This is a genomic window from Mycolicibacterium sp. ND9-15, from assembly GCF_035918395.1.
GTDB lineage: Bacteria > Actinomycetota > Actinomycetes > Mycobacteriales > Mycobacteriaceae > Mycobacterium.
Genome location: NZ_CP142362.1, coordinates 4,303,319 through 4,326,759 on the forward strand (window position 1 = coordinate 4,303,319; position 23,441 = coordinate 4,326,759).

At 68.5% G+C, this 23,441-nt stretch carries 20 protein-coding genes; 13 read left to right on the forward strand and 7 right to left on the reverse strand.

What is annotated here, in order from left to right:
• Positions 1–87 precede the first annotated feature (87 nt).
• Together QGN32_RS20595 and QGN32_RS20600 are read left to right on the forward strand one after the other, a co-directional pair.
• Positions 88–516 carry a CBS domain-containing protein gene (locus QGN32_RS20595; protein WP_326546106.1) on the forward strand — a complete coding sequence of 143 codons (429 nt, stop codon included), beginning with the start codon at positions 88–90 and terminating at the stop codon, positions 514–516.
• Positions 517–556: 40 nt separating this feature from the next.
• A complete protein-coding gene (locus tag QGN32_RS20600) occupies positions 557–1,114 on the forward strand; it encodes a GNAT family N-acetyltransferase (protein WP_442791855.1) in 558 nt (185 codons plus the stop codon).
• An 84-nt stretch (positions 1,115–1,198) separates the two neighbouring features.
• Here the strand turns inward: QGN32_RS20600 and QGN32_RS20605 are convergent, their stop codons facing one another.
• Complete coding sequence (locus tag QGN32_RS20605) at positions 1,199–1,798, reverse strand: type II toxin-antitoxin system PemK/MazF family toxin (RefSeq protein WP_442791735.1); 600 nt, start codon at positions 1,796–1,798, stop codon at positions 1,199–1,201.
• Between QGN32_RS20605 and lepA the strand changes: the two genes are divergently transcribed.
• Both lepA and QGN32_RS20615 read left to right on the forward strand, forming a co-directional pair.
• A complete protein-coding gene (lepA, locus tag QGN32_RS20610; RefSeq protein WP_442791856.1) occupies positions 1,772–3,757 on the forward strand; it encodes a translation elongation factor 4 in 1,986 nt (661 codons plus the stop codon). The genes QGN32_RS20605 and lepA overlap by 27 nt on opposite strands.
• 6 nt (positions 3,758–3,763) lie before the next feature.
• Positions 3,764–4,486 (forward strand): sensor domain-containing protein, encoded by a 723-nt coding sequence (locus QGN32_RS20615; protein WP_326546109.1) that lies wholly within the window; start codon positions 3,764–3,766, stop codon positions 4,484–4,486.
• Positions 4,487–4,536: 50 nt separating this feature from the next.
• Here the strand turns inward: QGN32_RS20615 and QGN32_RS20620 are convergent, their stop codons facing one another.
• Complete coding sequence (locus QGN32_RS20620) at positions 4,537–6,573, reverse strand: glycoside hydrolase family 15 protein (RefSeq protein WP_326546110.1); 2,037 nt, start codon at positions 6,571–6,573, stop codon at positions 4,537–4,539.
• A gap of 48 nt (positions 6,574–6,621) precedes the next feature.
• Entirely contained in the window at positions 6,622–7,800 is a 1,179-nt protein-coding gene (locus QGN32_RS20625; RefSeq protein WP_326549182.1) for an FAD-dependent oxidoreductase, read from the reverse strand.
• Between the two features lie 107 nt (positions 7,801–7,907).
• On the opposite strand from QGN32_RS20625, the gene QGN32_RS20630 reads away from it, so the two are divergent.
• The 7 genes from QGN32_RS20630 (at position 7,908) to QGN32_RS20655 (ending at position 13,392) form a co-directional block, all read left to right on the forward strand.
• The gene (locus tag QGN32_RS20630; protein ID WP_326546111.1) at positions 7,908–8,105 is read left to right on the forward strand and encodes a hypothetical protein; all 198 of its coding nucleotides are present in this window, start codon (positions 7,908–7,910) and stop codon (positions 8,103–8,105) included.
• Positions 8,106–8,246: 141 nt separating this feature from the next.
• Complete coding sequence (locus QGN32_RS24315; protein WP_442791736.1) at positions 8,247–8,339, forward strand: Ms4533A family Cys-rich leader peptide; 93 nt, start codon at positions 8,247–8,249, stop codon at positions 8,337–8,339.
• A 117-nt stretch (positions 8,340–8,456) separates the two neighbouring features.
• Positions 8,457–9,485, forward strand: coding sequence for a sulfate ABC transporter substrate-binding protein (locus tag QGN32_RS20635; RefSeq protein WP_326546112.1), 1,029 nt, complete (start codon positions 8,457–8,459; stop codon positions 9,483–9,485).
• A complete protein-coding gene (gene cysT / locus QGN32_RS20640) occupies positions 9,482–10,363 on the forward strand; it encodes a sulfate ABC transporter permease subunit CysT (protein ID WP_326546113.1) in 882 nt (293 codons plus the stop codon). Before QGN32_RS20635 ends, cysT begins: the two co-directional genes overlap by 4 nt.
• Positions 10,360–11,172 carry a sulfate ABC transporter permease subunit CysW gene (gene cysW, locus QGN32_RS20645; protein ID WP_326546114.1) on the forward strand — a complete coding sequence of 271 codons (813 nt, stop codon included), beginning with the start codon at positions 10,360–10,362 and terminating at the stop codon, positions 11,170–11,172. Before cysT ends, cysW begins: the two co-directional genes overlap by 4 nt.
• Positions 11,173–11,191: 19 nt before the next feature.
• Complete coding sequence (locus QGN32_RS20650; RefSeq protein ID WP_326546115.1) at positions 11,192–12,247, forward strand: sulfate/molybdate ABC transporter ATP-binding protein; 1,056 nt, start codon at positions 11,192–11,194, stop codon at positions 12,245–12,247.
• A 206-nt stretch (positions 12,248–12,453) separates the two neighbouring features.
• Positions 12,454–13,392: a class I SAM-dependent methyltransferase gene (locus QGN32_RS20655; protein ID WP_326546116.1), complete on the forward strand. Its 939-nt coding sequence runs from the start codon at positions 12,454–12,456 to the stop codon at positions 13,390–13,392.
• Between the two features lie 6 nt (positions 13,393–13,398).
• Here the strand turns inward: QGN32_RS20655 and QGN32_RS20660 are convergent, their stop codons facing one another.
• The 4 genes from QGN32_RS20660 to QGN32_RS24320 all read right to left on the reverse strand — a co-directional run bounded on the left by QGN32_RS20660 (position 13,399) and on the right by QGN32_RS24320 (position 16,739).
• Positions 13,399–14,106 carry a sirohydrochlorin chelatase gene (locus QGN32_RS20660; protein ID WP_326546117.1) on the reverse strand — a complete coding sequence of 236 codons (708 nt, stop codon included), beginning with the start codon at positions 14,104–14,106 and terminating at the stop codon, positions 13,399–13,401.
• Between the two features lie 7 nt (positions 14,107–14,113).
• Positions 14,114–14,818: a phosphoadenylyl-sulfate reductase gene (locus QGN32_RS20665; RefSeq protein WP_326546118.1), complete on the reverse strand. Its 705-nt coding sequence runs from the start codon at positions 14,816–14,818 to the stop codon at positions 14,114–14,116.
• Positions 14,815–16,533, reverse strand: a complete 1,719-nt coding sequence (locus QGN32_RS20670; protein ID WP_326546119.1) for a nitrite/sulfite reductase — start codon at positions 16,531–16,533, stop codon at positions 14,815–14,817. Before QGN32_RS20670 ends, QGN32_RS20665 begins: the two co-directional genes overlap by 4 nt.
• Before the next feature lie 110 nt (positions 16,534–16,643).
• Complete coding sequence (locus QGN32_RS24320; RefSeq protein ID WP_442791737.1) at positions 16,644–16,739, reverse strand: Ms4527A family Cys-rich leader peptide; 96 nt, start codon at positions 16,737–16,739, stop codon at positions 16,644–16,646.
• Positions 16,740–16,831: 92 nt separating this feature from the next.
• Here QGN32_RS24320 and hemW point away from each other — a divergent pair, with 92 nt between their 5' ends.
• Positions 16,832–18,028: a radical SAM family heme chaperone HemW gene (gene hemW / locus QGN32_RS20675; protein WP_442791738.1), complete on the forward strand. Its 1,197-nt coding sequence runs from the start codon at positions 16,832–16,834 to the stop codon at positions 18,026–18,028.
• Between the two features lie 202 nt (positions 18,029–18,230).
• Positions 18,231–23,372: a type I polyketide synthase gene (locus QGN32_RS20680; RefSeq protein ID WP_326546120.1), complete on the forward strand. Its 5,142-nt coding sequence runs from the start codon at positions 18,231–18,233 to the stop codon at positions 23,370–23,372.
• Positions 23,373–23,441: the final 69 nt, after the last annotated feature.

Genomic DNA, 23,441 nt, shown 5'->3' on the forward strand with positions numbered 1-23,441 from the left:
GGACGTGACCCGGTTGCAACCTCACAAACCCTTCCGCGCCGCGCGCCTTCGACTAGCCTGTGAGTTACATCACGAGCGGAGGCGAAGATGCGGATCGCGGATGTATTGCGGAGCAAGGGCGCCGCGGTGGCCACGATTACCCCGGAGACCTCGGTCGCAGGGCTGCTGACCGAGCTATCGGTGCACAACATCGGCGCGGTGGTGGTGGTCTCACCCGACGGCGTGGTCGGCATCGTCTCCGAGCGCGACGTCGTGCGCGCACTGCGAACTCGGGGTGCTGATCTGCTGCACAGTCCGGTGTCGGAGATCATGACCGCCCTTGCGGCCACCTGCGAGCCCAACGATTCGGTGGACAGCCTCAGCGCGCTGATGACGACGAACCGGGTTCGGCACATCCCGGTCATCGAGAACGGCAGGCTCGCGGGCATCGTCAGCATCGGCGACGTGGTCAAGACCCGGATGGAAGAACTCGAGACCCAACAGGAGCATTTGCAGGCCTACATCACCCGTGGCTGACGTCTCGGTCGCGCCCGCGGTCCGGCAGCATGTGCGCGACATGTCGCAAGTGCTTGCGCGGGCGTTCTACGACGATCCGGTGATGTCCTGGATGCTGCCCGACGACGCCACGCGTGAGCGCGGCCTCAGGCGGATGTTCGCCACGATGACCCGCCAGCATTTCCTGCGCACCGAAGGAGTGGAGGTAGCCGGCGACGGACGCGTCGGAGCCGCTGCGCTGTGGGACCCGCCGGGCAAGTGGCGGCAGACGCGGCTGCAGGAACTGAGGATGATGCCGGCGTTCATTCGGGCGTTCGGAGCCCAGGTACGCCGAGGTCAATACATGGCCGATCTGATGAAGGCGCAACATCCCGAGGAGCCGCACTGGTATCTCGGGGTGATCGGGAGCGACCCGACCGTCCGCGGCACCGGATTCGGGCAGGCGCTGATGCGCTCGCGGCTGGACCGCTGCGACGCTACATACGCTCCCGCGTACCTCGAGTCGAGCAACCCGGACAACATCGGCTACTACCAGCGCTTCGGGTTCGTGGTCACCGGTGAGATCAGACTGCCCGACGGCGGCCCGAGCCTGTGGCCGATGTGGCGCGACCCGCGATAGATTTCCTCGCGAGAGACCGCGAAATGCCAAATCTGCGCGGCGTGTCGCGTACAGCCACGGTCGCTCGCGCAACGGGAAAGGGCGTCAGCTCCAGGAGTATTCGGTGCGCAGGCGAATGGCGACCGCTTCGAACCTCTCCCGGGCGAGGATCGCACCTTCGCGGCGGATCCCGCCTTCGGGAACGTCGAGCACGCGGTCCAGTCGCACCCAACTGGCCCGGCCCTCGTAGTCCCAGGTGCCGGTGCCGATGGCCACCCAGTTCGGATCGTCGCGATGGTGGTCCCGGCTGGACAGCATGAGGCCCAGCAGCGTGGACCGGTCGCGCCCGACCACCAGCACGGGCCGATCCTTACCCTGCGTCGGATCGTCCTCGTAGACCACCCAGGTCCACACGATCTCGCCGGGATCGGCGCGGCCGTCGAGGTCCGGTGCGTACACCACCTTGCGGGCCCGGTGGGCGGTCGGTACGAAGTTGCTGCTGACCGGCCGTCCCGCGGTGATCGCCGGCGCCTCGTCCCTCGAGGCGCCCGCGATCGTCTCCAAACCGATTCTGATGCCTTGCTGGATACCGCGCTGCACGGTCTCGGACTGACCGATCTGGCGAATGAATTTCGGCGCCTCGTTGAACACCAGGTTCTCCGCGAAGCGTTGGAAGGTCTGCATCGCTTTCCAGGGCGGAGCCATGTTCCCGAGCATAAGCGAGGCCGGTACCGCGCGATTGTGTGCTGCGGGCACCGCCTCGATACGCTGGTGGTACCCGCCGCCCCGCCTCACCAGGAGATTCCCATCAGCAGTTTCGCCGATCAGACCTTCACGGCGCCGGCGCAGATCCGGAACTTCTGCATCATCGCCCATATCGATCACGGCAAGTCGACGTTGGCCGACCGGATGCTGCAACTCACCGGCGTCGTCGCCGATCGCGACATGCGTGCGCAATACCTCGACCGGATGGACATCGAGCGCGAGCGCGGAATCACGATCAAGGCGCAAAACGTGCGATTGCCCTGGAAAGTCACCGACGACGTCGGTGCCGAAGAGAACTACGTTCTGCACCTGATCGACACCCCCGGGCACGTCGACTTCACCTACGAGGTCTCCCGTGCGCTGGAGGCGTGCGAGGGCGCGGTGCTGCTCGTCGACGCCGCCCAGGGCATCGAGGCGCAGACGCTGGCCAACCTCTACCTGGCGCTGGATCGCGACCTGCACATCATCCCCGTGCTCAACAAGATCGACCTGCCCGCGGCCGACCCTGACCGCTATGCCGCCGAACTCGCCCACATCATCGGCTGCGAGCCCGGCGACGTGCTGCGGGTGTCCGGCAAGACCGGCGTAGGGGTGGCCGACCTGCTCGACCACGTCGTGCGCGAGGTGCCGCCGCCGGTCGGCGACGCCGACGCGCCGGCCAGGGCGATGATCTTCGACTCGGTCTACGACACCTACCGCGGCGTGGTGACCTACGTCCGCGTCGTCGACGGCAAGATCGTGCCGCGCGAACGCATCAAGATGATGTCCACCGGCGCCACCCATGAACTGCTCGAGGTCGGCATCGTCTCGCCGGAACCCAAGGCCTCCGCCGGTCTCGGCGTCGGCGAGGTGGGCTACCTCATCACCGGCGTCAAGGATGTGCGCCAGTCGAAGGTCGGGGACACCGTGACGACGGCGCGCAACGGCGCCGCCGAACCACTCACCGGGTACCGCGAGCCGCGCCCGATGGTGTACTCGGGGCTGTATCCGGTTGACGGTTCGGACTATCCGGATCTGCGCGACGCGTTGGACAAACTGCAACTCAACGACGCCGCGCTGACGTATGAGCCGGAAACCTCGGTGGCGCTGGGATTCGGCTTCCGCAGCGGCTTTCTGGGGCTGCTGCACATGGAGATCACCCGCGAGCGCCTCGAGCGCGAGTTCAACCTCGATCTCATCTCCACGTCGCCCAACGTCGTGTACCGGGTCGTCACCGAGGACGGCAGCGAGATCGTCGTCACCAATCCCTCGGACTGGCCGGACGCCAAGATCCGCGCGGTCTTCGAGCCGGTGGTCAAGACCACGATCATCGCGCCGAGCGAGTTCATCGGGACCATCATGGAGCTGTGCCAGTCGCGGCGCGGCGAGCTCGGCGGCATGGACTACCTCTCGCCGGAGCGGGTGGAGCTGCGCTACACGATGCCGCTGGGCGAGATCATCTTCGACTTCTTCGACGCGCTGAAGTCGCGCACCCGCGGCTACGCCAGCCTCGACTACGAGGAGGCGGGCGAGCAGGAGGCCGACCTGGTCAAGGTCGACATCCTGCTGCAGGGCGAGCCGGTCGACGCGTTCTCGGCGATCGTGCACAAGGAGTCGGCGTACGCCTACGGCAACAAGATGACCACCAAGCTCAAGGAGCTGATTCCGCGTCAACAGTTCGAGGTTCCGGTGCAGGCCGCGATCGGTTCCAAGATCATCGCTCGCGAAAACATCCGCGCGATCCGCAAAGACGTGCTATCGAAGTGCTACGGCGGCGACATAAGCCGCAAGCGCAAGCTGCTGGAGAAGCAGAAGGAAGGCAAGAAGCGGATGAAGACGATCGGCCGGGTCGAGGTGCCGCAGGAGGCGTTCGTCGCCGCGCTGTCCACCGACTCGTCCGCCGACAAGGCCAAGAAGTAGACAGCCATGCGCTCGGCGGCGATGGCGGCGGCGGTGCTGGGCGCATGCGCGACACTCGCCGGCTGTTCGGTGGTGCCCGCCGCCGATGCTCCTGCCCCGCGCGTCGCCGAGGTCGTCAAGCCGTCGCCGAATCGGACACTGGACCGGGCGCTGCCAACCGCCGAGGAACTGACCGCGACGCTGGGCGCCACCGGCTTCATGGGCCAACTGGTCGAGGGTGGCGCCGACGTGCTGCTGCAGGGCGTGCAGGAGGCCGAGGCCACCCCGGTCGACTGCGTGAGCACCGGTTACCGGCTGGAAAAGGTGGTCTACCAGGCCAGCCCGGTGCGGTCGGTGGCCAGCCAGTCCTGGGCCGGAGGTGACGTCAACGGGCCCACCGCAACCGGGTTCTTCGGGGTCGTCGAGTTCATCGACGCCGACGCCGCGGGCGAGTTCTTCGCCGCATCGGCCGACAAGTGGCACCGGTGCAATGGCCAGACACTGGTGCTGCACCAACACGACCGCGGTGCGCAGGGCTCCAGCCGGATCACCGACGTGGGCCTCGACAACCGCATCGTGTTCGCGGTCGTGATGCAGGACGCGGGGTCGACGATTCAGCGCGCGCTCGGTGTCGCGGGCGACTGCATCGTCGACGTCGAGATCGCCGACGTCGCCGGGCCCAGCGACAGCGGCGCCCAGGATGCCGCGGCGGTCGCGAACCTGATGCTGCAGAAGATCGGCTATTCCTGACGCCGCAGAAACACAGGCGGTCTTGCGTCTTGTCGCGCCAGGAAAGGTGCCTACATCGGGGCGTTGGCGGGGACGAACTCGCCCGAGCTGTCGGCTTCCTCCTCGGCGCGGATCACGTGCACGACGGCGTTGATCAACGCCAGGTGGGTGAACGCCTGCGGGAAGTTACCCAGGTGCCTGCCGGTGCGCGGCTCGATCTCCTCGGCGTACAGGTGCAGCGGGCTGGCGAACGACAGCAGGCGTTCACACAAGTGCTTCGCGCGGCTGATCTCGCCGATCTCGACCAGCGCCGAAACCAGCCAGAACGAGCAGATCGTGAAGGTGCCCTCCTCGCCGGACAGCCCATCGTCGGTCTCCTCGACCCGGTAGCGCAGCACCAGACCTTCCTCGGTGAGCTCGTCGGCGATCGCCAGCACGGTGGCCCGCACCCGCGGGTCGTCGGGCGGCAGAAAGCGGGTCAGCACGGCCAACAGCAGCGAGGCGTCGAGCGCGTCGTCGCCGTAACGCTGCGTCAGCACGCCCCGGGAGTCGACGCCGTGCTTGAGCACGTCGGCCTTGATCTCCTCGGCAGTCGCTCGCCACTGCTGGGCATAGGATTTCTCGCCTTGGAGTTCGGCCAGTTTGGAACCGCGGTCCAACGCCACCCAGCACATGATCTTGCTGGAGGTGAAGTGCTGCGGTTCGCCGCGCACCTCCCAGATGCCGCGATCCGGCTCCTTCCAGTGCTTGATCGCTTCTTCGACCTGGAGTTTGCACACCGGCCACAGCGTGTCGGAGATCTGCTCACGCGACTTGGCGTGCAAGTACACCGAATCGAGCATGGTGCCCCAGATGTCGTGCTGCCGCTGGTTGTAGGCACCGTTGCCGATGCGCACCGGCCGCGCCCCGTCGTACCCCGACAGGTGGCGCAGCTCCTCCTCGACCAGCGTGCGCTCGCCGCCGATGGCATACATCACCTGAAGCGGATGTCGCTCACCGTTGTTCGCACCGGACACGTCGGCGATGAACGCGAAGAAGTCGTCGGCCTCGCGGTCCAGGCCCAACGTGTAGAGGCCCCACAGCGCGAACGTCGAATCGCGCACCCACGCATAGCGGTAGTCCCAGTTGCGTTCGCCCTGAGGCGTTTCCGGTAACGAGGTGGTGGGTGCGGCCAACAGCGCGCCGGTCGGGGAGTACGTCAGCCCCTTCAGGGTGAGCGCGCTGCGCTGCAGATAAGCCCGCCACGGGTGATCCGGGAAGTCGCCGACGTTGATCCACTGGCGCCAGGCCTCGCTGGTCTGCCACATCTTGTCGGCGGCCTCGTCGTAGGTCTGGGGTGCCGGGTGTTTGGACCAGGACAGCGCGACGAACGCGTTGTCGCCCTCCTTCATCCGCGTGCGTGCCCGCGCCTCGTGTCCTTCCAAGCCGAGCCGCAGGTTGGTGGTGAGCCGAAGCGTGGGATGCGCGTCGGCGTCGCGGGTGGCCCGCGCGATCGCCTCGCCGTACGCCTGCGCGGAGTACTCCCATGTGGCGGGGATGCGGTGGTAGTCGAACGCCGGCTCGCAGTTCATCACCAGTTCTACGGTGCCGCTCACGCATCGCACGGTGCGCAACAGGATGTGCTCGGCGTCCCAGTCCATCGGCGTGCGGCGGTGCGTGCGCGATCGGGCCTCGAGGTCGTGCCACGGACCCATCACCAACGCCTCGCGCACGATCAGCCAGCCGGTGTGGGTCTGCCACGTCGTCTCCAGGATCAGGCTGCCGGGCAGGTAGCGCCGCGCCGAGGGCACGGTCACCCCGTAGGGTCCGAGCCGGAAATGGCCGGCGCCGCGATCCAGAATGGCGCCGAACACGCTGGGGGAGTCGGGCCGCGGTGCGCACAACCACTCGACCGACCCGGCCGAGGAGATCAGGCAGGTGTTCTCGCAGTCCGACAGGAAGCCGTAGTCGGCGATGGGCGGAAACGGGTTCCGCAACGCTCCGGTGGGCGCGTAGGGCGTCGGTGCGGTCACGGTCAGCGGCGTGCTGGCCATGACGGCTTGGGCGGGCTTCGCCCCGTTCTCGGTCTCCGCTGACCCATCCGACGGCCCGGTTTGTTGCAGAACCATGTCGCCATCATCGACTGCCGACGTGCCCGGCGTCTACTTGTCGGCTCGCTAACCGGGCGGCTCCCGGCGGGCAAACGCCGGAATGTGTTCGGGCAGGGGACCGATCGCCACCGCGTACGCCACCACCCCGCGCAGCAGCGGCAGCCTGGCGGCCAGTCGCACCAGCAGGGGCGGATCGGCCTGCCCGGTCGACGCCACGGCCACCCCGATGACACGGCGATGGATCATCTTCTGCACCGACTGGATCAGTACCGCAGGCAACCATCGCCGGGCCTGCACGCGCGCCAGATGCCTACTCGACAGTGTGCCCGCACGTAACGGGCCGGCCAGGATCCGCCCCGCCGCGACGGCGTCGGCCACCGCGAGGTTGATCCCGACCCCGCCGACCGGCGACATCGCATGGGCGGCGTCGCCGATCAGCAGCAGGCCCTCGGTGTACCAGCGGCGCAACCGGTTCAGTTGCACGTCGAGCAGTTTCACGTCGTCGAACGACGTCACCGTCCCGATGCGGTCGGCCAACCACGGCACCAGGCTCACCACACCGCGGTGCAGCGATGCGATTCCCTGCGCGCGCAACTGCTCGTCGCGGCCCTTGGGGATGATGTAGGCGCACTGGAAATAGTCGCCGCGGTCGATGGCGACCTGCGCATGTCCGGCGCCGAGCACACCGGCGAGCCCATGCGGATCCTCGGCGTCCCGGGGCACCCGGAACCACCAGACGTCCATCGGCACCCCGAACTTCTTCGGCCTCAGGCCCATCGCGGTGCGCAGCGTCGAAGACCGCCCGTCACACGCGACGGTCAACGTCGCGCGCATCTGGTGAACCTCGCCGTCGGCACCGCGGTAGCGGACCCCGACCACGGCGTCGTCCACGCAGACGGGTCCCAGCACTTCTGTGCTGCGCAGCAGCGTGAAGGACGGCTCCCGTTCCGCGGCCGACGCGAGCAGTTCGAGAAAATCCCACTGCGGAACAAGCGCAATGTGCTTGTGCGGCCCCGGGATACGTCGCAGATCCATCACAACCTGGGTGCCTTGCACGGTCAGCGCCAGCTTCTCGATCTCGCGGTGCGGGACGGCGGCGAACTCGTCGGACAGCCCCAATTCGTCGAGCAGTCGCAGCGTGCTGGCGTGCACGGTGTCACCGCGGAAGTCGCGCAGGAAGTCGGGGTGCTTCTCCATCACCGTGACCTCGACCCCGGCGCGGGCCAGAAGCAGCCCGAGCATCATGCCCGCCGGGCCGCCACCGACCACGATGCAGGTGGTGTCCCCTGCCGGGCGGGCGGGGTCCCAGTCGGTGGACACGAGCCCATCTTCGCATCGCATAGGGTGACCGTGTGGGCGGCTTCTTGAGTTGGTGGGACGGGGTCGAGCTGTGGCTCACCGGCCTGCCGTTCGTCGCCCAGACCGCACTGGTGATGCCGGTGGTGCTCGCCTTGGCGTACGGCCTCGCGGTCGTGTTCGACGGCGCCCTCGGCAACGGGATCAGGTTGCTGCGCCACTTGCGTCACGACGATCGGGACGCCGAACGATGAGCGGCGGTATGCCGCGGTCGCGAGTGACGTTGGTGCTCGTCATCTTGCTGATCCTGGTGCTCGTCATGTGGCTGTTCACCCGGTGACATCGCAGGAAACCCGCGACGAGCAGCTTGCGGAATCTCTGTTAGGCTTCGCGCCATGCAGACAGCGTCCGGCAACGGAAGCGGCCATGTGCTGGCCCTCATTGCCGTGGGTTTGAGCGCCGTCGCTGATGTTTGTTGTTGTTGCTGATTCCTTACCCGTCCGCGGTTCGGTGTCGGTAACGGCTGTGGGATGACGCGCTCGCGCTGATCCATCGCCTTCCCGTCGGTCCGGGTGCCACCTAGAGTCCCCAAGGAAAGGTCACCGATGGTCAACATCTCCAACTCCTGGCGCGCCGCTGCGGCGCTGGCCACCACCGCCGCGGTGCTCGCCGCGTGTGGTGGCGGATCGAGCGACGTGGTGGGCGAGCGCGGCGGCGACACCGCCGACACGACGCTCACCCTCGCCGCCTACGCCGTGCCGGAACCGGGCTGGAGCAAGATCATCCCGGCGTTCGCCGCGACGTCGGAGGGCGAGGGCGTCGCCGTCACCCCCTCCTACGGCGCCTCGGGCGACCAGTCCCGAGCGGTCGTCGACGGCAAGCCCGCCGACATCGTGAACTTCTCGGTCGAACCCGACATCACCCGGCTGGTCGAGGCCGACAAGGTGGCCAAGGACTGGAACGCCGACGCGACCAAGGGCATCCCGTTCGGGTCCGTGGTCACGTTCGTGGTTCGCGAGGGCAACCCCAAGAACATCGGGGACTGGGACGACCTGCTGCAACCCGGTATCGAGGTCGTCACCCCGAGCCCGCTCAGCTCGGGCTCGGCTAAGTGGAACCTGCTGGCGCCCTACGCGGCCAAGAGCAACGGCGGCCAGGACGAGCAGGCCGGCATCGATTACGTCAACAGGCTGGTCAGCGAGCACGTCAAGACCCGGCCCGGGTCCGGCCGCGAAGCCACCGACGTGTTCCTGCAGGGCACCGGCGACGTGTTGCTGAGCTACGAGAACGAGGCCATCAACGTCGAGCGACAGGGCAAGCCGGTCGAGCACGTCAACCCGCCGCAGACGTTCAAGATCGAGAACCCCGTTGCCGTGGTCACCTCGAGCGCGCATCTGGACAAGGCCAACGCGCTGAAGAATTTCCTCTACACCCCGGAGGGGCAGAAGATCTGGGCCGAGGCCGGCTTCCGGCCCGTCGACCCGGCCGTCGCCGAGGATTTCGCCACCGACTTCCCCACGCCGGCGAAGCTGTGGACCATCGCCGATCTGGGCGGCTGGGACGCGGTCGACCCGACGCTGTTCGACAAGGACAACGGCAGCATCACCAAGATCTACAAGCAGGCGACTGGATGACCCCAGCGCCGGGAACGCCGGGTCCCCACCTCGAGGCGACCCGGCCCGACGGTGCGGGCGACCGGACGCCCGGCCTCCTGGGCGGCCGGTACGGGACCACGTCGCTGCGCGTGGGCGCGGCCTCGATCTGGTTGAGCCTCATCGTGCTGCTGCCCCTGGCCGCGATCCTTTGGCAGGCCGCGGGCGGGGGATGGAAGGCGTTCTGGCTCGCGGTCACGTCGAACGCGGCCATCGAGTCGTTCCGGGTGACGTTGACCGTTTCGGTCGGGGTGACTTTGGTCAACCTGGTCTTCGGACTGCTGGTGGCGTGGGTGCTGACGCGCGACGAGTTCCCCGGCAGGCGATTGGTCGACTCGGTGATCGACTTGCCGTTCGCACTGCCGACCATCGTGGCCAGCCTGGTGATGCTGGCACTCTACGGACCGGCCAGCCCCGTCGGTCTGCACCTGCAGCACACGAAATGGGGCATCGGGGTGGCACTCCTGTTCGTCACGCTGCCCTTCGTCGTGCGCTCCGTGCAACCGGTGCTGCTGGAACTCGACCGCGAGGTCGAAGAAGCCGCGGCCTCACTGGGCGCCAGCAACTGGATCATCTTCACCAGGGTGATGCTGCCCGCACTTCTGCCGTCGCTGCTTTCGGGTGCCGGCCTGGCGTTCTCACGCGCCATCGGCGAGTTCGGTTCGGTGGTGCTGATCGGCGGTGCCGTGCCCGGCGAGACCGAGGTGTCCTCCCAGTGGATCAGGACGCTGATCGAGAACGACGACCGCACCGGTGCCGCGGCGATATCGATTGTGCTGCTGGCGATCTCGTTCGCGGTGCTGTTGATCCTGCGCGCCGTGGGCGCACGCGCCGCCAAACGCGATGAGCTGGTCCAATGATCCTCTCTCCCGCGGTCAAGCACCTGCTGCGCTACCTTGCGCTGGCCTACGTCATCGTGCTGGTGGTAGTCCCGGTCGGCCTGATCCTGTGGCGCACCTTCGCACCGGGTGTGGGCGCGTTCGTCGCATCGATCACGACCCCGGCGGCGATATCGGCGCTGCAACTGTCGCTTCTGGTGGTCGCGATCGTGGTGCCGCTCAACGTGCTGTTCGGGGTGCCGACGGCTCTGGTCTTGGCGCGCAACAAGTTTCGTGGCAAGAGCGCCATGCAGGCGGTCATCGACCTACCGTTCGCGGTGTCGCCGGTGGTTGTTGGTGTCGCGCTGATACTGCTGTGGGGTTCGGCGGGGCTCTTCGGTTTCGTCGACAACAACCTGGGTCTCAAGATCATCTTCGGGTTCCCCGGCATCGTGCTGGCGAGCATCTTCGTCACGGTGCCGTTCGTCATCCGTGAGGTCGAACCGGTGTTGCACGAGATCGGCACCGACCAGGAAGAGGCCGCGGCGACGCTGGGTTCGCAGTGGTGGCAGACGTTCTGGCGCGTCACGCTGCCGTCCATCCGGTGGGGGCTGACCTACGGTGTCGTGTTGACGATCGCGCGCACCCTCGGTGAGTACGGCGCCGTCCTCATGGTGTCGTCCAACCTGCCGGGAACATCACAAACACTCACGCTGTTGGTGTCGGACCGATATAACCGGGGTGCGGAGTACGGCGCCTACGCAGTGTCGACTCTGCTGATGTCCGTGGCCGTGGTGGTGTTGATCGCGCAGGTCGTGTTCGACGCCCGCCGGTCCCGGGACAGCAGGTAGGCATGGGGAGAAGGAGACGATGAGCGACGCGATCGTGGTGCGGGGCGCCAACAAGCATTACGGCGACTTCGCGGCCTTGGACAACGTCGATTTCGAGGTGCCGGCCGGTTCGCTCACCGCGCTGCTGGGACCCAGCGGGTCGGGCAAGTCGACGCTGCTGCGGGCGATCGCGGGCCTGGACCAACCCGACACCGGCACCATCACGATCAACGGGCGCGACGTCACCAACGTACCGCCGCAGCGCCGCGGTATCGGCTTCGTGTTCCAGCACTATGCGGCGTTCAAACACCTCACGGTGCGCGACAACGTCGCGTTCGGGCTGAAGATCCGCAAGCGGCCGAAGGCCGAGATCGCCGAGAAGGTCGACAATCTCCTCGAAGTGGTGGGGCTGGCCGGTTTCCAGACCCGCTACCCCAACCAACTCTCCGGCGGCCAGCGTCAGCGCATGGCGTTGGCGCGGGCGCTGGCGGTCGACCCGCAGGTGCTGCTGCTCGACGAACCGTTCGGCGCGCTGGACGCCAAGGTGCGCGAGGACCTGCGGGCCTGGCTGCGCCGGCTGCACGACGAGGTGGAGGTCACCACCGTCCTGGTGACCCACGATCAATCCGAGGCGCTCGACGTCGCCGACCGGATCGCGGTGCTGAACAAGGGCCGCATCGAGCAGGTCGGTTCGCCCGCAGAGGTTTACGACGCGCCCGCCAACGCCTTCGTGATGTCGTTTCTGGGTGCGGTGTCGTCGCTCAACGGGTCGCTGGTCCGCCCGCACGATATCCGCGTCGGCCGCAATCCCGACATGGCGATCGCCACCAGCGACGAGTCGGTGCGGGCGACCGGCGTGGTACGCGCGATCATCGACCGGATCGTCATGCTTGGCTTCGAAGTCCGCGTCGAGCTCCACAGCGCTACCGACCAGACACCGTTCACCGCGCAGATCACCCGCGGCGACGCCGAGGCGCTCGGCCTCAAGGACGGCGACACGGTCTACGTCCGCGCCACCAGGGTGCCGCCGCTGCCGGGTGGTAACCACCTCCCACCGAGTGACAAAGCCGACGACGACGCGCTGACGAAGGCCTGAGTTCTCGGTCGGAAAGATGGGGCAATCGCCCCATCCGCTCCATGGGTCCGTGCTGGTTCAGTGGTTGGCATGAACACCTTGAGCACACCTACGCAGGTCGACCCGGACAAGCTCATGGCCTTTGTGTTTCGCGCGGTCGAGGAAGCCGGGGCCGCGCTCAACTGCGCCCTCGTCGTCATGGGGACCGACTTGGGTACTACCGGTCATTGGCCGAGCACGGACCCAGCACCCCTGCCGAACTGGCCGAGCGCACCTGCACCGACGGGCGCTACGCGAGGGAATGGCTCAATGCGCAGGCCGCGGGTTCGTTCGTGGAGTATGAACCATCGACCGGGCGCTACCACCTGCCGCCCGAGCAGGCGGTCGCGCTGACCGACGAGACGAGCCCCGCGTTCGTCGGCGGCCTGTTCCAGATCGCCCACGGAACGGCAACGGACGCAGGGCGAATCATCGAGGCGGCCGGATCCGGGGCTGGCGTCGGATGGGGTGAGCACAACCCCGATGTCCACGTCGGCTGTGAACGGTTCTTTCGCCCGACGTACGCCGCGCATCTGGTCGACGACTGGATACCGGCGTTGGACGGGGTCGTGGACAAGTTGGCGGCCGGCGCCAGGGTGGCCGACGTCGGTTGCGGTCACGGAGCATCGACAATCCTGATGGCTCAAGCCTTTCCGGCCTCGACGTTCATCGGGACCGATGGCCATGCGGAGTCCGTCGCGGTGGCCCGTGCGCGAAGCGCCGCATCGGCGACGGGATCGATCAGCTTCCAGACCGCGGCGGCAGACGCCTTCGGCGGCGGACCCTATGACCTGGTGACGATGTTCGACTGCCTGCATGACATGGGCGATCCGATCGGCGCGGCACGCCATGTGCGGGACGTCATCGCCGACGACGGCACATGGATGGTGGTCGAACCGGCGGCCGGTGACCGGGTCGAGGACAACCTCAACCCGATCGGCCGGGCGTACTACGGGTTCTCCACGCTGTTGTGCACACCGTCGTCGCTGGCTCAGCCCGTCGGCATGGCACTGGGCACTCAGGCGGGTCCCGCTCGCATCCGTGACACCGTGACCACGGCCGGGTTCAGCCGCTTCCGCCTCGCCGCGCAGACCCCGTTCAACAACGTGTTCGAGGTCAGGCCCTGAGCTCGATCAGGCGGCCGCCGCGGCGCCCGCGGTGATCGCGTCGTAGCGGTCCAGCACCGTGGCAGCGACGAGGTTGTGTGAGCCGAGCGGCTCGGCCATCGGAATACCTTCTGCCGCAGCGTAAGTAGCGACCCGGTCGGTGATTCGGCCGTGGGCCAGGAACCACGGTGCGATGGCCAGTCGCCCAGCACCGCCGGCACGCAGCCGTTGAGCGGCGTCCGCGACACCGGCGTACGGTCCGGTGGCGAACGCGACTTCGGCCCCGGCCCATCGCGTTCCGCTACGCAGAGCGTGGGCGACGGTCGCGGTCTGGGCATTCGCGGCCGGATGCGAGGAGCCCACCGCGACGACCAGGACGCCGAGTCCGTCGTCGTCGGGAGAGACCCCGAGCTCGGCCAGCCGCTGGCGCAGCACGGTCAACAGCGCGGGATCCTCGCCGAGCACGTCGGCCCGTTCGACCACCGCGCCCGACTCCTCGACGATCGCGGGGATGTCGATGCGGGCGTGAAATGCGCTGGCCAACAGGAACGGTACGACCACCCCGGGGGTACGCAGACCGCGAAGCGTGTCGAGCAGGCTCGGGCCGTTCTGCTCCAGGAACGCCGGACGGACGTCGAGCCACGGCCGCAGGCGCCGAACCCGGCCCGCCACGGCATGGGTCACCTCCGCCGACCGGGGGTCGGCGCTGCCGTGCGCCGTCAGCACCAGGGTCACTGGGACCTCACGATGCGTGCAGCCCGCACTCGACCTTGCCGGTGCCCGCCCAGCGTCCGCTACGCGGGTCGGCGCCCTCGGCGGGTTTCGCCGTGCACGGCGCGCAGCCGATCGACGGATAGCCCTCGTACACCAGCGGATTGACCAGGATGCTGTTGTCGTCGATGTAGGCCTGCATGTCGTCGTCGGTCCAGGACGCCAACGGGTTGATCTTCACCAGCCCGAATGCCTTGTCCCAGCTGATCAATGGGGCGTTGGCGCGCGTGGGCGCCTCCACCCGCCGGATTCCGGTCACCCAGGCCGAGTATCCGCGTAGCGCTTTGGAGAGCGGCTCGACCTTACGCATCCGGCAGCACTCGTTGGGTTCGCGGGCGAACAGCTCCTTGCCGAACAACTCGTCCTGCTCTGCGACGCTCTTCTCGGCGGTGACGTTGACGATGTTCACGTCGTAGACCGCCTCGACGGCGTCGCGGGTGCCGATGGTCTCGACGAAGTGGTAGCCGGTGTCGAGGAACAGGATGTCCACCCCGGGCCGCACCTTGGCGGCCAGATCGATGAGCACCGCGTCCTGCATGTTCGATGCCACCACGTAATCACCGCCGAAGTTCTCGTCGGTCCAGCGCAACAAGTCCAGCGCGCTCGCACCGTCGAGTTCGGCCGCACCGCGTTCGGCCAGCGCCTGCAGATCGGTCCCCGTCGTCAAATCGGTCACCTCAAGTCCGCCTCGTCCGCTCGGATCGCCCACGTCGCGAAACGCTCGCCCTGCTCGCGTTGCTTCACGAAGTTGCGAACCACCCGGTCGATGTAGTCGCCGACTTCACCGGACAGCACCTTGTGCTGGCGCAGCTTGCGGCCGAAGCCGCTGTCCAGCCCGAGGCTGCCGCCCAGGTGCACCTGGAAGCCCTCGACCGAGTTGCCGTCGCCGTCGTCGACCATTTGGCCCTTGAACCCGATGTCGGCGACCTGGATGCGCGCGCACGAGTTCGGGCAGCCGTTGATGTTGATGGTGATCGGCACGTCGAGCTGTGCCCCGAATTCGCCCGAGATGTCCTCGAGCCGCTTTTCCAGCTCCGGAACCAGCCCCTGCGCGCGGGTGCGCGTCTCGGTGAAGGACAGCTTGCAGAACTCGATGCCGGTGCAGGCCATCAGGTTCTTGCGCCAGTGCGACGGCTCCGGCGGCAACCCGAGCGCATTGAGGCCGGCGCACAGTTCGTCGAGCTTGTCGTCGGGCACGTCGAGGATGATCAGCTTCTGGTAGGGCGTGAATCGGATCCGGTCCGAGCCCGCCGCCTCGGCGAGGTCGGCCACCTTGGTCAAGATGGTGCCGGACACCCGGCCCGCGATCGGCGCTACGCCGACGGCGTTGCGCCCGTTCTTGAGCTTCTGGATGCCGACGTGGTCGATCGGATGCTTGACCGGTTCGGGCGCCGGCCCGTCGATCAGCTTGCGGCCGAGATACTCGTCCTCGAGCACCTGACGAAACTTCTCGACGCCCCAGTCCTTGATCAGGAACTTCAGCCGGGCCTTGGACCGCAGCCGCCGATACCCGTAGTCACGGAACACCGCGGTGACCGCCTCCCACACATCGGGCACCTCGTCGAGCGGAACCCACGCGCCGAGCCGCTGGGCCAGCATCGGGTTGGTGGACAGTCCGCCGCCAACCCACAGGTCGAGACCAGGGCCGTGTTCGGGATGGTTGACCCCGATGAAGGAGACGTCGTTGACCTCGTGGGCGACGTCCTGCAGGCCCGAGATCGCGGTCTTGTACTTGCGCGGCAGGTTGGAGTACTCGGGATTGCCGATGTAGCGCCGCACGATTTCGTCGAGTGCGGGCGTCGGGTCCAGCACCTCGTCGAGTGATTCGCCGGCCAGCGGTGAGCCCAGCATTCCGCGGGGGCAGTCACCGCACGCCTCGGTCGTCTGCAGACCATGCGCGGCCAGCCGCTCCCAGATTTCGGGTACGTTCTCGACCTCGAGCCAGTGGTACTGCAGGTTCATCCGGTCGGAGATGTCGGCGGTGTCGCGGGCGAAGTCGATGGAGATCTGACCCAGCGTGCGCAGCGCTGCGGCGGACAACGCCTTGCCGTCGCAGCGCACGCGCATCATGAAGTACTTGGCCTCGAGCAGGTCGGCGTTCTCGTCACCGGTCCAGGTGCCGTCGTACCCCTGCTCACGCTGGGTGTAGAGACCCATCCAGCGGAACCGGCCGCGCAGGTCGGTCTTGTCGATGCCGTCGAAACCGGTCTTGGAGTAGATGTCGACGATGCGGCGGCGCACGTTGAGCGCGTCGTCGTCCTTCTTGAGCTGCTCGTTGGCGTTGAGCGGCTCGCGGTAGCCGAGCGCCCACTGGCCCTCGGCACGGGTCTTCTTGGCGGGCGCCGGCGGGCCGGCCGAGGTACGGCGGGGCTTGGATTCCGTTGTGGTCATGGTTTGGCTCCTTCAAGGAGCCGGATCGCGCGTCATCACCGGGGCCGTCCGGCGGCGCAGATCCGGCGGCCAGCTGAAAGTACGGGGGCTGGGTCTAGATCAACGCTGCGTCAGGGCAGACAGCAACAGGTACACACGCGCTTGAAGTCGACGTGCCGACGCGCCACCAGCGATACACGCTTGGGGAAGATGCGGACGGCAGTCACGTCGCCAATTGTGCCACGACTCGCGCGCCGGCCCTAACCGGGGGAGATTTGCGGTCACGGTGAGCAGAATCGCGGTCTGGGAAACTGGCCGTATGACGGTCCGAACCGCGGCAGCCGGGAGCCTCGCCCCGCCGGTGGCGCTGCCGGCCATGACCTCCACCCGGGGGCGACCGTTCGGCGTCTACATCCATGTGCCGTTCTGCGCGACTCGCTGCGGGTACTGCGACTTCAACACCTACACCCCCGGCGAACTGGGCGGCTCCAACCCCGACGGATGGCTGGCGGCGCTGCGCCTCGAGCTGGCCCAGGCGGCGCAGCATCTCGACGTGGTCCGGCAAGTCGACACGGTGTTCGTCGGTGGGGGTACGCCGTCGCTGCTGGGCGGGTCCGGCCTGGCCGCCGTGCTCGACGCCGTGCGCGCAAACTTTCCGCTGGCCCGCGGCGCGGAGGTCACCACCGAAGCCAATCCGGAGTCGACCTCTCCTTCGTTGTTCGCGCAGCTGCGCGCGGCCGGGTACACCCGGGTCTCGCTGGGCATGCAGTCGGCGGTGCCGCATGTGCTCGCAGCGCTGGACCGGACGCATTCGCCGGGCCGGGCGCTCGCCGCGGCCAGGGAGGCCCGCGCGGCGGGGTTCGACCACGTCAACCTCGACCTCATCTACGGCACGCCGGGGGAGTCCGACGACGACCTGCTGCGTTCGGCCGACATGGCCGTCGAGGCCGGCGTCGACCACGTTTCGGCGTACGCATTGGTGATCGAAGAAGGTACCGCGATGGCCCGGCGGGTGCGCAGCGGCGAGCTCCCAACGCCCGACGACGACGTGCTGGCCCGCCGCTACGAGTTACTCGACGCGCGGTTGGCGGCCGCCGGTTTCGACTGGTACGAGGTCTCCAACTGGAGCCGGCCGGGCGGCGAGTGCCGACACAACATCGGCTACTGGAACGGCGGCGAGTGGTGGGGTGCCGGGCCGGGCGCGCACGGCTTCGTCGGCACCGTCCGGTGGTGGAACGTCAAGCATCCCAACGCCTATGCGCAGACGCTGACCGACGGCCGGCTGCCGGTGGCCGGCTACGAACGACTCGACTCCGCAACCATGCACATCGAGGACGTGATGCTGCGGGTGCGGTTGCGCGACGGGCTGCCTCTGCGCGTGCTGACGGACTCCGAACGTCGGCGCGTCGAGACAGCCGTCGCCGACGGGCTGCTGACCCGCGCGGCCGAACGACTGGTGCTCACCGATCGCGGCCGGTTGCTGGCCGACGCGGTGGTCCGCGATCTGCTCGACTGACCGGGCCGAACGCTCGCCGTCCGCACGCTGTCCAGCCTCGACCACCCATATCCGAATCGGCGCCGGAGCCCTTTCGAACGTGATCGGCGCCACCTCGGCGGCGCCGTCGTAGGCCCCATGAACGAGCTCGGCTATGCGAATATGGCCGCCATGTCGTGTGGTTTATTAGGCAAGGCTATCCAGAGTTCGGGGTCCGTCTGAGGTGACCGAGACCGCCGTCGCGATCATCGGGATCGGCTGCCGGGTGGCCGGTGCCATCGGTACGCCGGAACAGTTCTGGAAGTTCCTGCTCGACGGCGGCAGCGACGTCCGTGAGGTGCCGCCGGAACGCTGGGAGCCCTACCTTGCGCGCGACCCGCGCAATGCCGCGGTGCTCAAGGACGTCACGCGGTGGGGAACGTTTCTCGACGACCTGGCGGGGTTCGACGCCGAGTTCTTCGGGGTGTCCCCGCGCGAGGCCGAGTTGATGGATCCCCAGCAGCGACTGGCGCTGGAAGTGAGCTGGGAAGCGCTCGAACACGCGGGGATATCCCCGAAGTCGTTGGCGGGCAGCGACGCCGCGGTGCTGATGGGCGTCAACTCCGACGACTACGGCAAGCTCATCATGGAAGATCTGCCCGGTATCGAAGCCTGGACCGGGATCGGCACATCGCTGTGCGGTATCGCCAACCGGGTGTCTCACCTGCTCGACCTGCGCGGCCCCAGCGTGGCTCTCGACGCCGCATGTGCGGCATCACTGGTCGCGGTGCACCAGGCGTGCCAGATGCTCAAGGCCGGTGAGACGTCGCTGGCGTTGGCGGGCGGGGTCAGCGCGCTGATCGGGCCGGGGCTGACCCGGGTGCTCGACGTTGCGGGCGCGACCGCGCCCGACGGCCGATGCAAGACCTTCGACGCGTGCGCCGACGGCTACGGCCGCGGCGAGGGCGCAGGGGTCGTGGTGCTCAAGCGGCTCGCCGATGCGGTGCACGACGGTGACCACGTGTACGCGGTCGTAAGAGGCGGCGCCGTCGCGCAGGACGGGTGGACCGTCGGCATCATGTCGCCCAACGGCGATGCGCAGGCCGACATGTTCCGCCGCGCATGCGAAGCCGCGGGTGTCGAACCCGCGAGCATTGGCTTCGTCGAGGCGCACGGCACAGGCACACCGTCCGGTGACCCCACCGAAATACGGGCACTGGCATCGGTCTACGGGGCGGGCAGGCCCGCCCACGCGCCGTGCCGCATCGGGTCGGTGAAGCCCAACGTCGGCCACCTCGAAGGTGGCGCCGGGATAGTCGGGCTCATCAAGGCCGCGCTGGCCCTGCATTACCAGACCATCCCGCCGACGACGGGTCTGACGACGTTGACCCCGGCGGTGGACTGGGCCGACAGCGGGTTGCGGGTGCCGACGCAGGTGGAGTCCTGGGACCGCGCCGACGGCGCACCCCGGCGTGCAGCGGTGTGCAGCTACGGCTACGGCGGCACCATCGCACATGTCCTTCTCGAGGAGGCGCCGGCCACCTTGCGGGGCATCCAAGCCGCACCGCCGCACCGCCTTCCGGCGATCATCCCGGTCTCCGCGCGCAACGTCGCCCGGTTGCGCACGCAGGCGGGCGCGCTCGCCGGGTACCTACGGGACGACCCGCCGCCCATCGGGCAAGTCGCGGCCACCCTGTGGGCGCGCCGCTCCCACGAACCGGTCAGGGCCGCGGTGGTGGCCGACGACCTTTGCGGGGTCGCGGCCGGGTTGACCGCGCTGGCCGACGATGCGCCCGACCCTGCCGTGGTGACCGGGACGGTGCTGCCCGCCGCTACCGAGGGCGCGGTCTGGGTGTTCTCCGGCCACGGCTCGCACTGGACCGGGATGGGACGCGAACTGCTCACCGCGGCACCGGAATTCGCGGCCGTCGTGGACAACATCGATCCGGTGTTCACCGCCGAGCTGGGGTTCTCGGCGCGCAGCGTGCTGACCTCCGGGGAACTCGGCGGCACGGATCAGGTGCAGGCGCTGACATTCGCGATGCAGGTGGGCCTGGCCGCGATGCTGCGGTCGCGCGGTGTCGCGCCGGCGGCGGTGATCGGCCACTCGGTCGGCGAGGTCGCCGCATGCGTCACCGCCGGCGTCTTCGACCTGGCCGTCGGCGCCGCGGTGGCGTGTTACCGCGCCCGAGGCTTCCGGTCGGTGATGGGGCATGGCGTGATGGCGTTGGTGCGCCTTCCGTTCGCCGAGGCCGACCGGCGGTTGGCCGGACGGGCCGACGTGGTGGCGGCGATCAGCGCATCGCCGGAGTCGACGGTGATATCCGGCATGGTGAGCGCGGTCGATGACATCTGCCGGCGGTGGGCCGATCAGGGGGTGATGGTGCGCCGCGTCAACACCGACGTCGCGTTCCACAGCCCGGCGATGGAGGCCCTCACCGGTGAACTCGGCCGCCTCACCGCGCAACTACCACCGCCGCGGACGCCCGAGATACCGCTTTACACAACGGCATTGGCCGACCCCCGCTCCACTGCACCGCGCGACCAGCGCTACTGGGTGGCGAACCTGCGCGACCGGGTGCGGTTCGCCGAAGCCGTCTCGGCGGCGATCGAGGACGGGCACCGGCTGTTCCTCGAGGTGTCGGCCCATCCCGTGGTGGCGCACTCGATCGTCGAGACGCTCACCTCGGTCGGTGCCGACCAACACGCCGTCGTCCCGCTACTGCGTCGGGAACGCCCCCAGATGCGTTCGGTGGCAGCGGCGGTCGGGGCGTTGTACTGCCACGGCGCGCCGGTCGACCACGGGTTGGAGGCCGCGCCGTGGGCGCGTGACCTGCCGGTGACGCAGTGGCAGCACCGCCGTTTCTGGCGCACCCCCGCACCGCCGCCCGGCGGCCGCGGTATGCACGACGCCGACACCCACACCCTGCTCGGCGGCCGGACCGAGGTGACCGGCGCCGTGGCCGCCAAGATGTGGCAGACCCGGGTCGACCTCGACACCCGCCCGTATCCGGGCAACCATCCGGTGAGGGGTACCGAGATCGTGCCCGCCGCCGTCATCATCAACACCTTCCTCGGTGCGGCCGGCGAATTGCGTACGCGCTGTGACCGCGCGGGCACGGATCTCGTCGATGTCCGGTTGCGCACCCCGGTGGCACCGGCCCGCGCCCGCGATGTGCAGGTGGTGCTGCAGGACCGCGCGCTGACGCTGGCCACGCGCCTCGTCGACGACGATGAAGATGCCGACGACGGCGGCTGGCTGACCCACAGCAGCGCGGTGGCCGCCGCCGAGGACGACATCGAGGACCTCCTCGGCGAGGTGCTCGACGAGCTTGCCGCCCGCGAGGGATGTCGCAATCTGCTGCCGTCGCGCCACGTGGTGGATACGCTCGCGACGCTGGGCGTCGCCGCGATGGGATTCGATTGGGAGATCCTCGAATTGCACGGGGGCGACGGGGAACTGCTCGCCAAAGTCGCCGCTAACGGGGACCGCACGACGCCCGCCACCTGGGCCCCGCTCCTGGACGCGGCGACCTCTGCGGCCTCCACCGTGTTCGACGGGCCGCCGCGGCTGCGGATGCCGGCCCGTATCGACCGGGTGCAGGTGCATGGCCGACCACCCGCGGTGGCGTTGCTGCACGTTCGGCGCAGGCCGGGCACCACCGCCACCGACGTGCTGCTCGCCGAGGAATCCGGCAAGGTGCTCGCCTCGCTGACGGGGATGTCGTTCGAGCAACTCGAGAACCCTTCCGGCGGCGATGTGTCCCGGATGCTGCACCGCGTGTCGTGGCATCCGGCGCCGTGGCAGGCGGACAGCCGGCCGGGAGCGGTCGTGATCGTCGGCGGCGACGCAGCCGCGCGCGAGTTCGTGACGCGGGACCTGTCGGCCGCCGGGGTGCCACATGCGCACTGTGAGGACGCGTCCGAAATGACCTCTGCCGCCGAGTTGGCGGGCCGAGACAGTGTCGTGCTGGTGCTCCCGCGCAAGCACGATTCGCCGGGACGGTCGGTCAACGTCGTCAACCAGACGTTGCGAACTCTGCTCGAGCGCGGTGCCCAGGCACGGATATGGGTGCTCACCCAGGACGTGCACGAAGGCGCGAACGTGGCGCACGCGCCGCTGTGGGGACTGGCCAGGGTCGCCGCCGCCGAACACCCGAAGGTGTTCGCCGGGGTGCTCGACCTGGCCACTGCCGAACTTCCGGTCGGGGTCCTCGCCTCGGTGCACGGTCATCCGGTCGTGGTGCTGCGTGACGGCGTCGCACGCTCGGCGAAGCTCGCGCCCGCCGGCCCCCGAACCGCCGCGCCGATGCAGTGTTGGGCGGGCGGCACCTATGTGATCACCGGCGGGACGGGGGTGCTGGGCTTGCGGATGGCACAGCGGTTGGCCGACATCGGGGCCCGTCGACTGGTCCTGCTCTCACGCCGCGGTATGCCGAATCGCGCCGAATGGCAAGTGGATTCGGATCCGGTTCGCACCGTCACCGCGCTCGAGGACCGAGGCGTGTCCGTCCACGTCGTGGCGATCGACATCGCCGCGCCAGGAGCCGCCGACAAACTGCGCGGCGCGCTGCGGGACCTGCCCCCGGTGCGCGGTGTGATCCACGCGGCCGGTGTCGAGGCGGGCGCCCTGTTGGTCAACACGACGCCCGAGGACTTCACCGCGGCGATGCGCCCGAAGGTCGACGGCACACTCACCCTTCACGAGGTGTTTCCACCGGAGCAGTTGGACTGGATGGTGTTGTTCTCGTCGTGCGGCTACCTCGCCGGCTTTCCCGGCCAGGGTGCGTACGCGTGCGCGAACTCCTTCCTGGACGGGATGGCGCGGCACCGGCGGGGTCTCGGCGACCGCACCGTCAGCGTCGCGTGGACCGCATGGCGGGGTCTGGGCATGGGCTCGACGTCCCGTTTCGTCGCTGCGCAACTGGACGCGCTGGGAATGGACACCGTCGGGGCGGACGAGGCGATGCGTGCGCTGGACCATGTGATGCGACACGACGAGCCGAATATGGTTGTCCTGCCGTTGCTTCCGGCCGCGGCAGCAGTGCCGATGCTAGCCGATGTGGCACCTTCGGAGACCGAGTCCGGCATCGAGGAGGCGCCGCCGTGGAGCTCGGTCGACGCGGACCCCGAGCGTGTCGCGCAGGTCGTCGCAACCGCGGTCGCCGCGCAGTTGGGTGTGGCGGAGGCCGACATCGACACCGGTCTTCCGCTGGTGGAACTCGGGGTCGACTCGATCATGACGGTGGGGCTGCTGCGCCAACTGGAGAGGCAGACCGGGTTGTCGTTGCCGCCGACGCTGTTGTGGGAGAACCCGACGGCTGCGGCGGTATCCGAGCGGCTCGTCGAATTGCTCGGCGCACCGGGTTCATCCGAGCAGGCTTGACCAGATTCCCTACCGAGACTGAAGATCTGCGCGAGAAGGCGCCGAACACTGATGTACAACTTCAGTTCG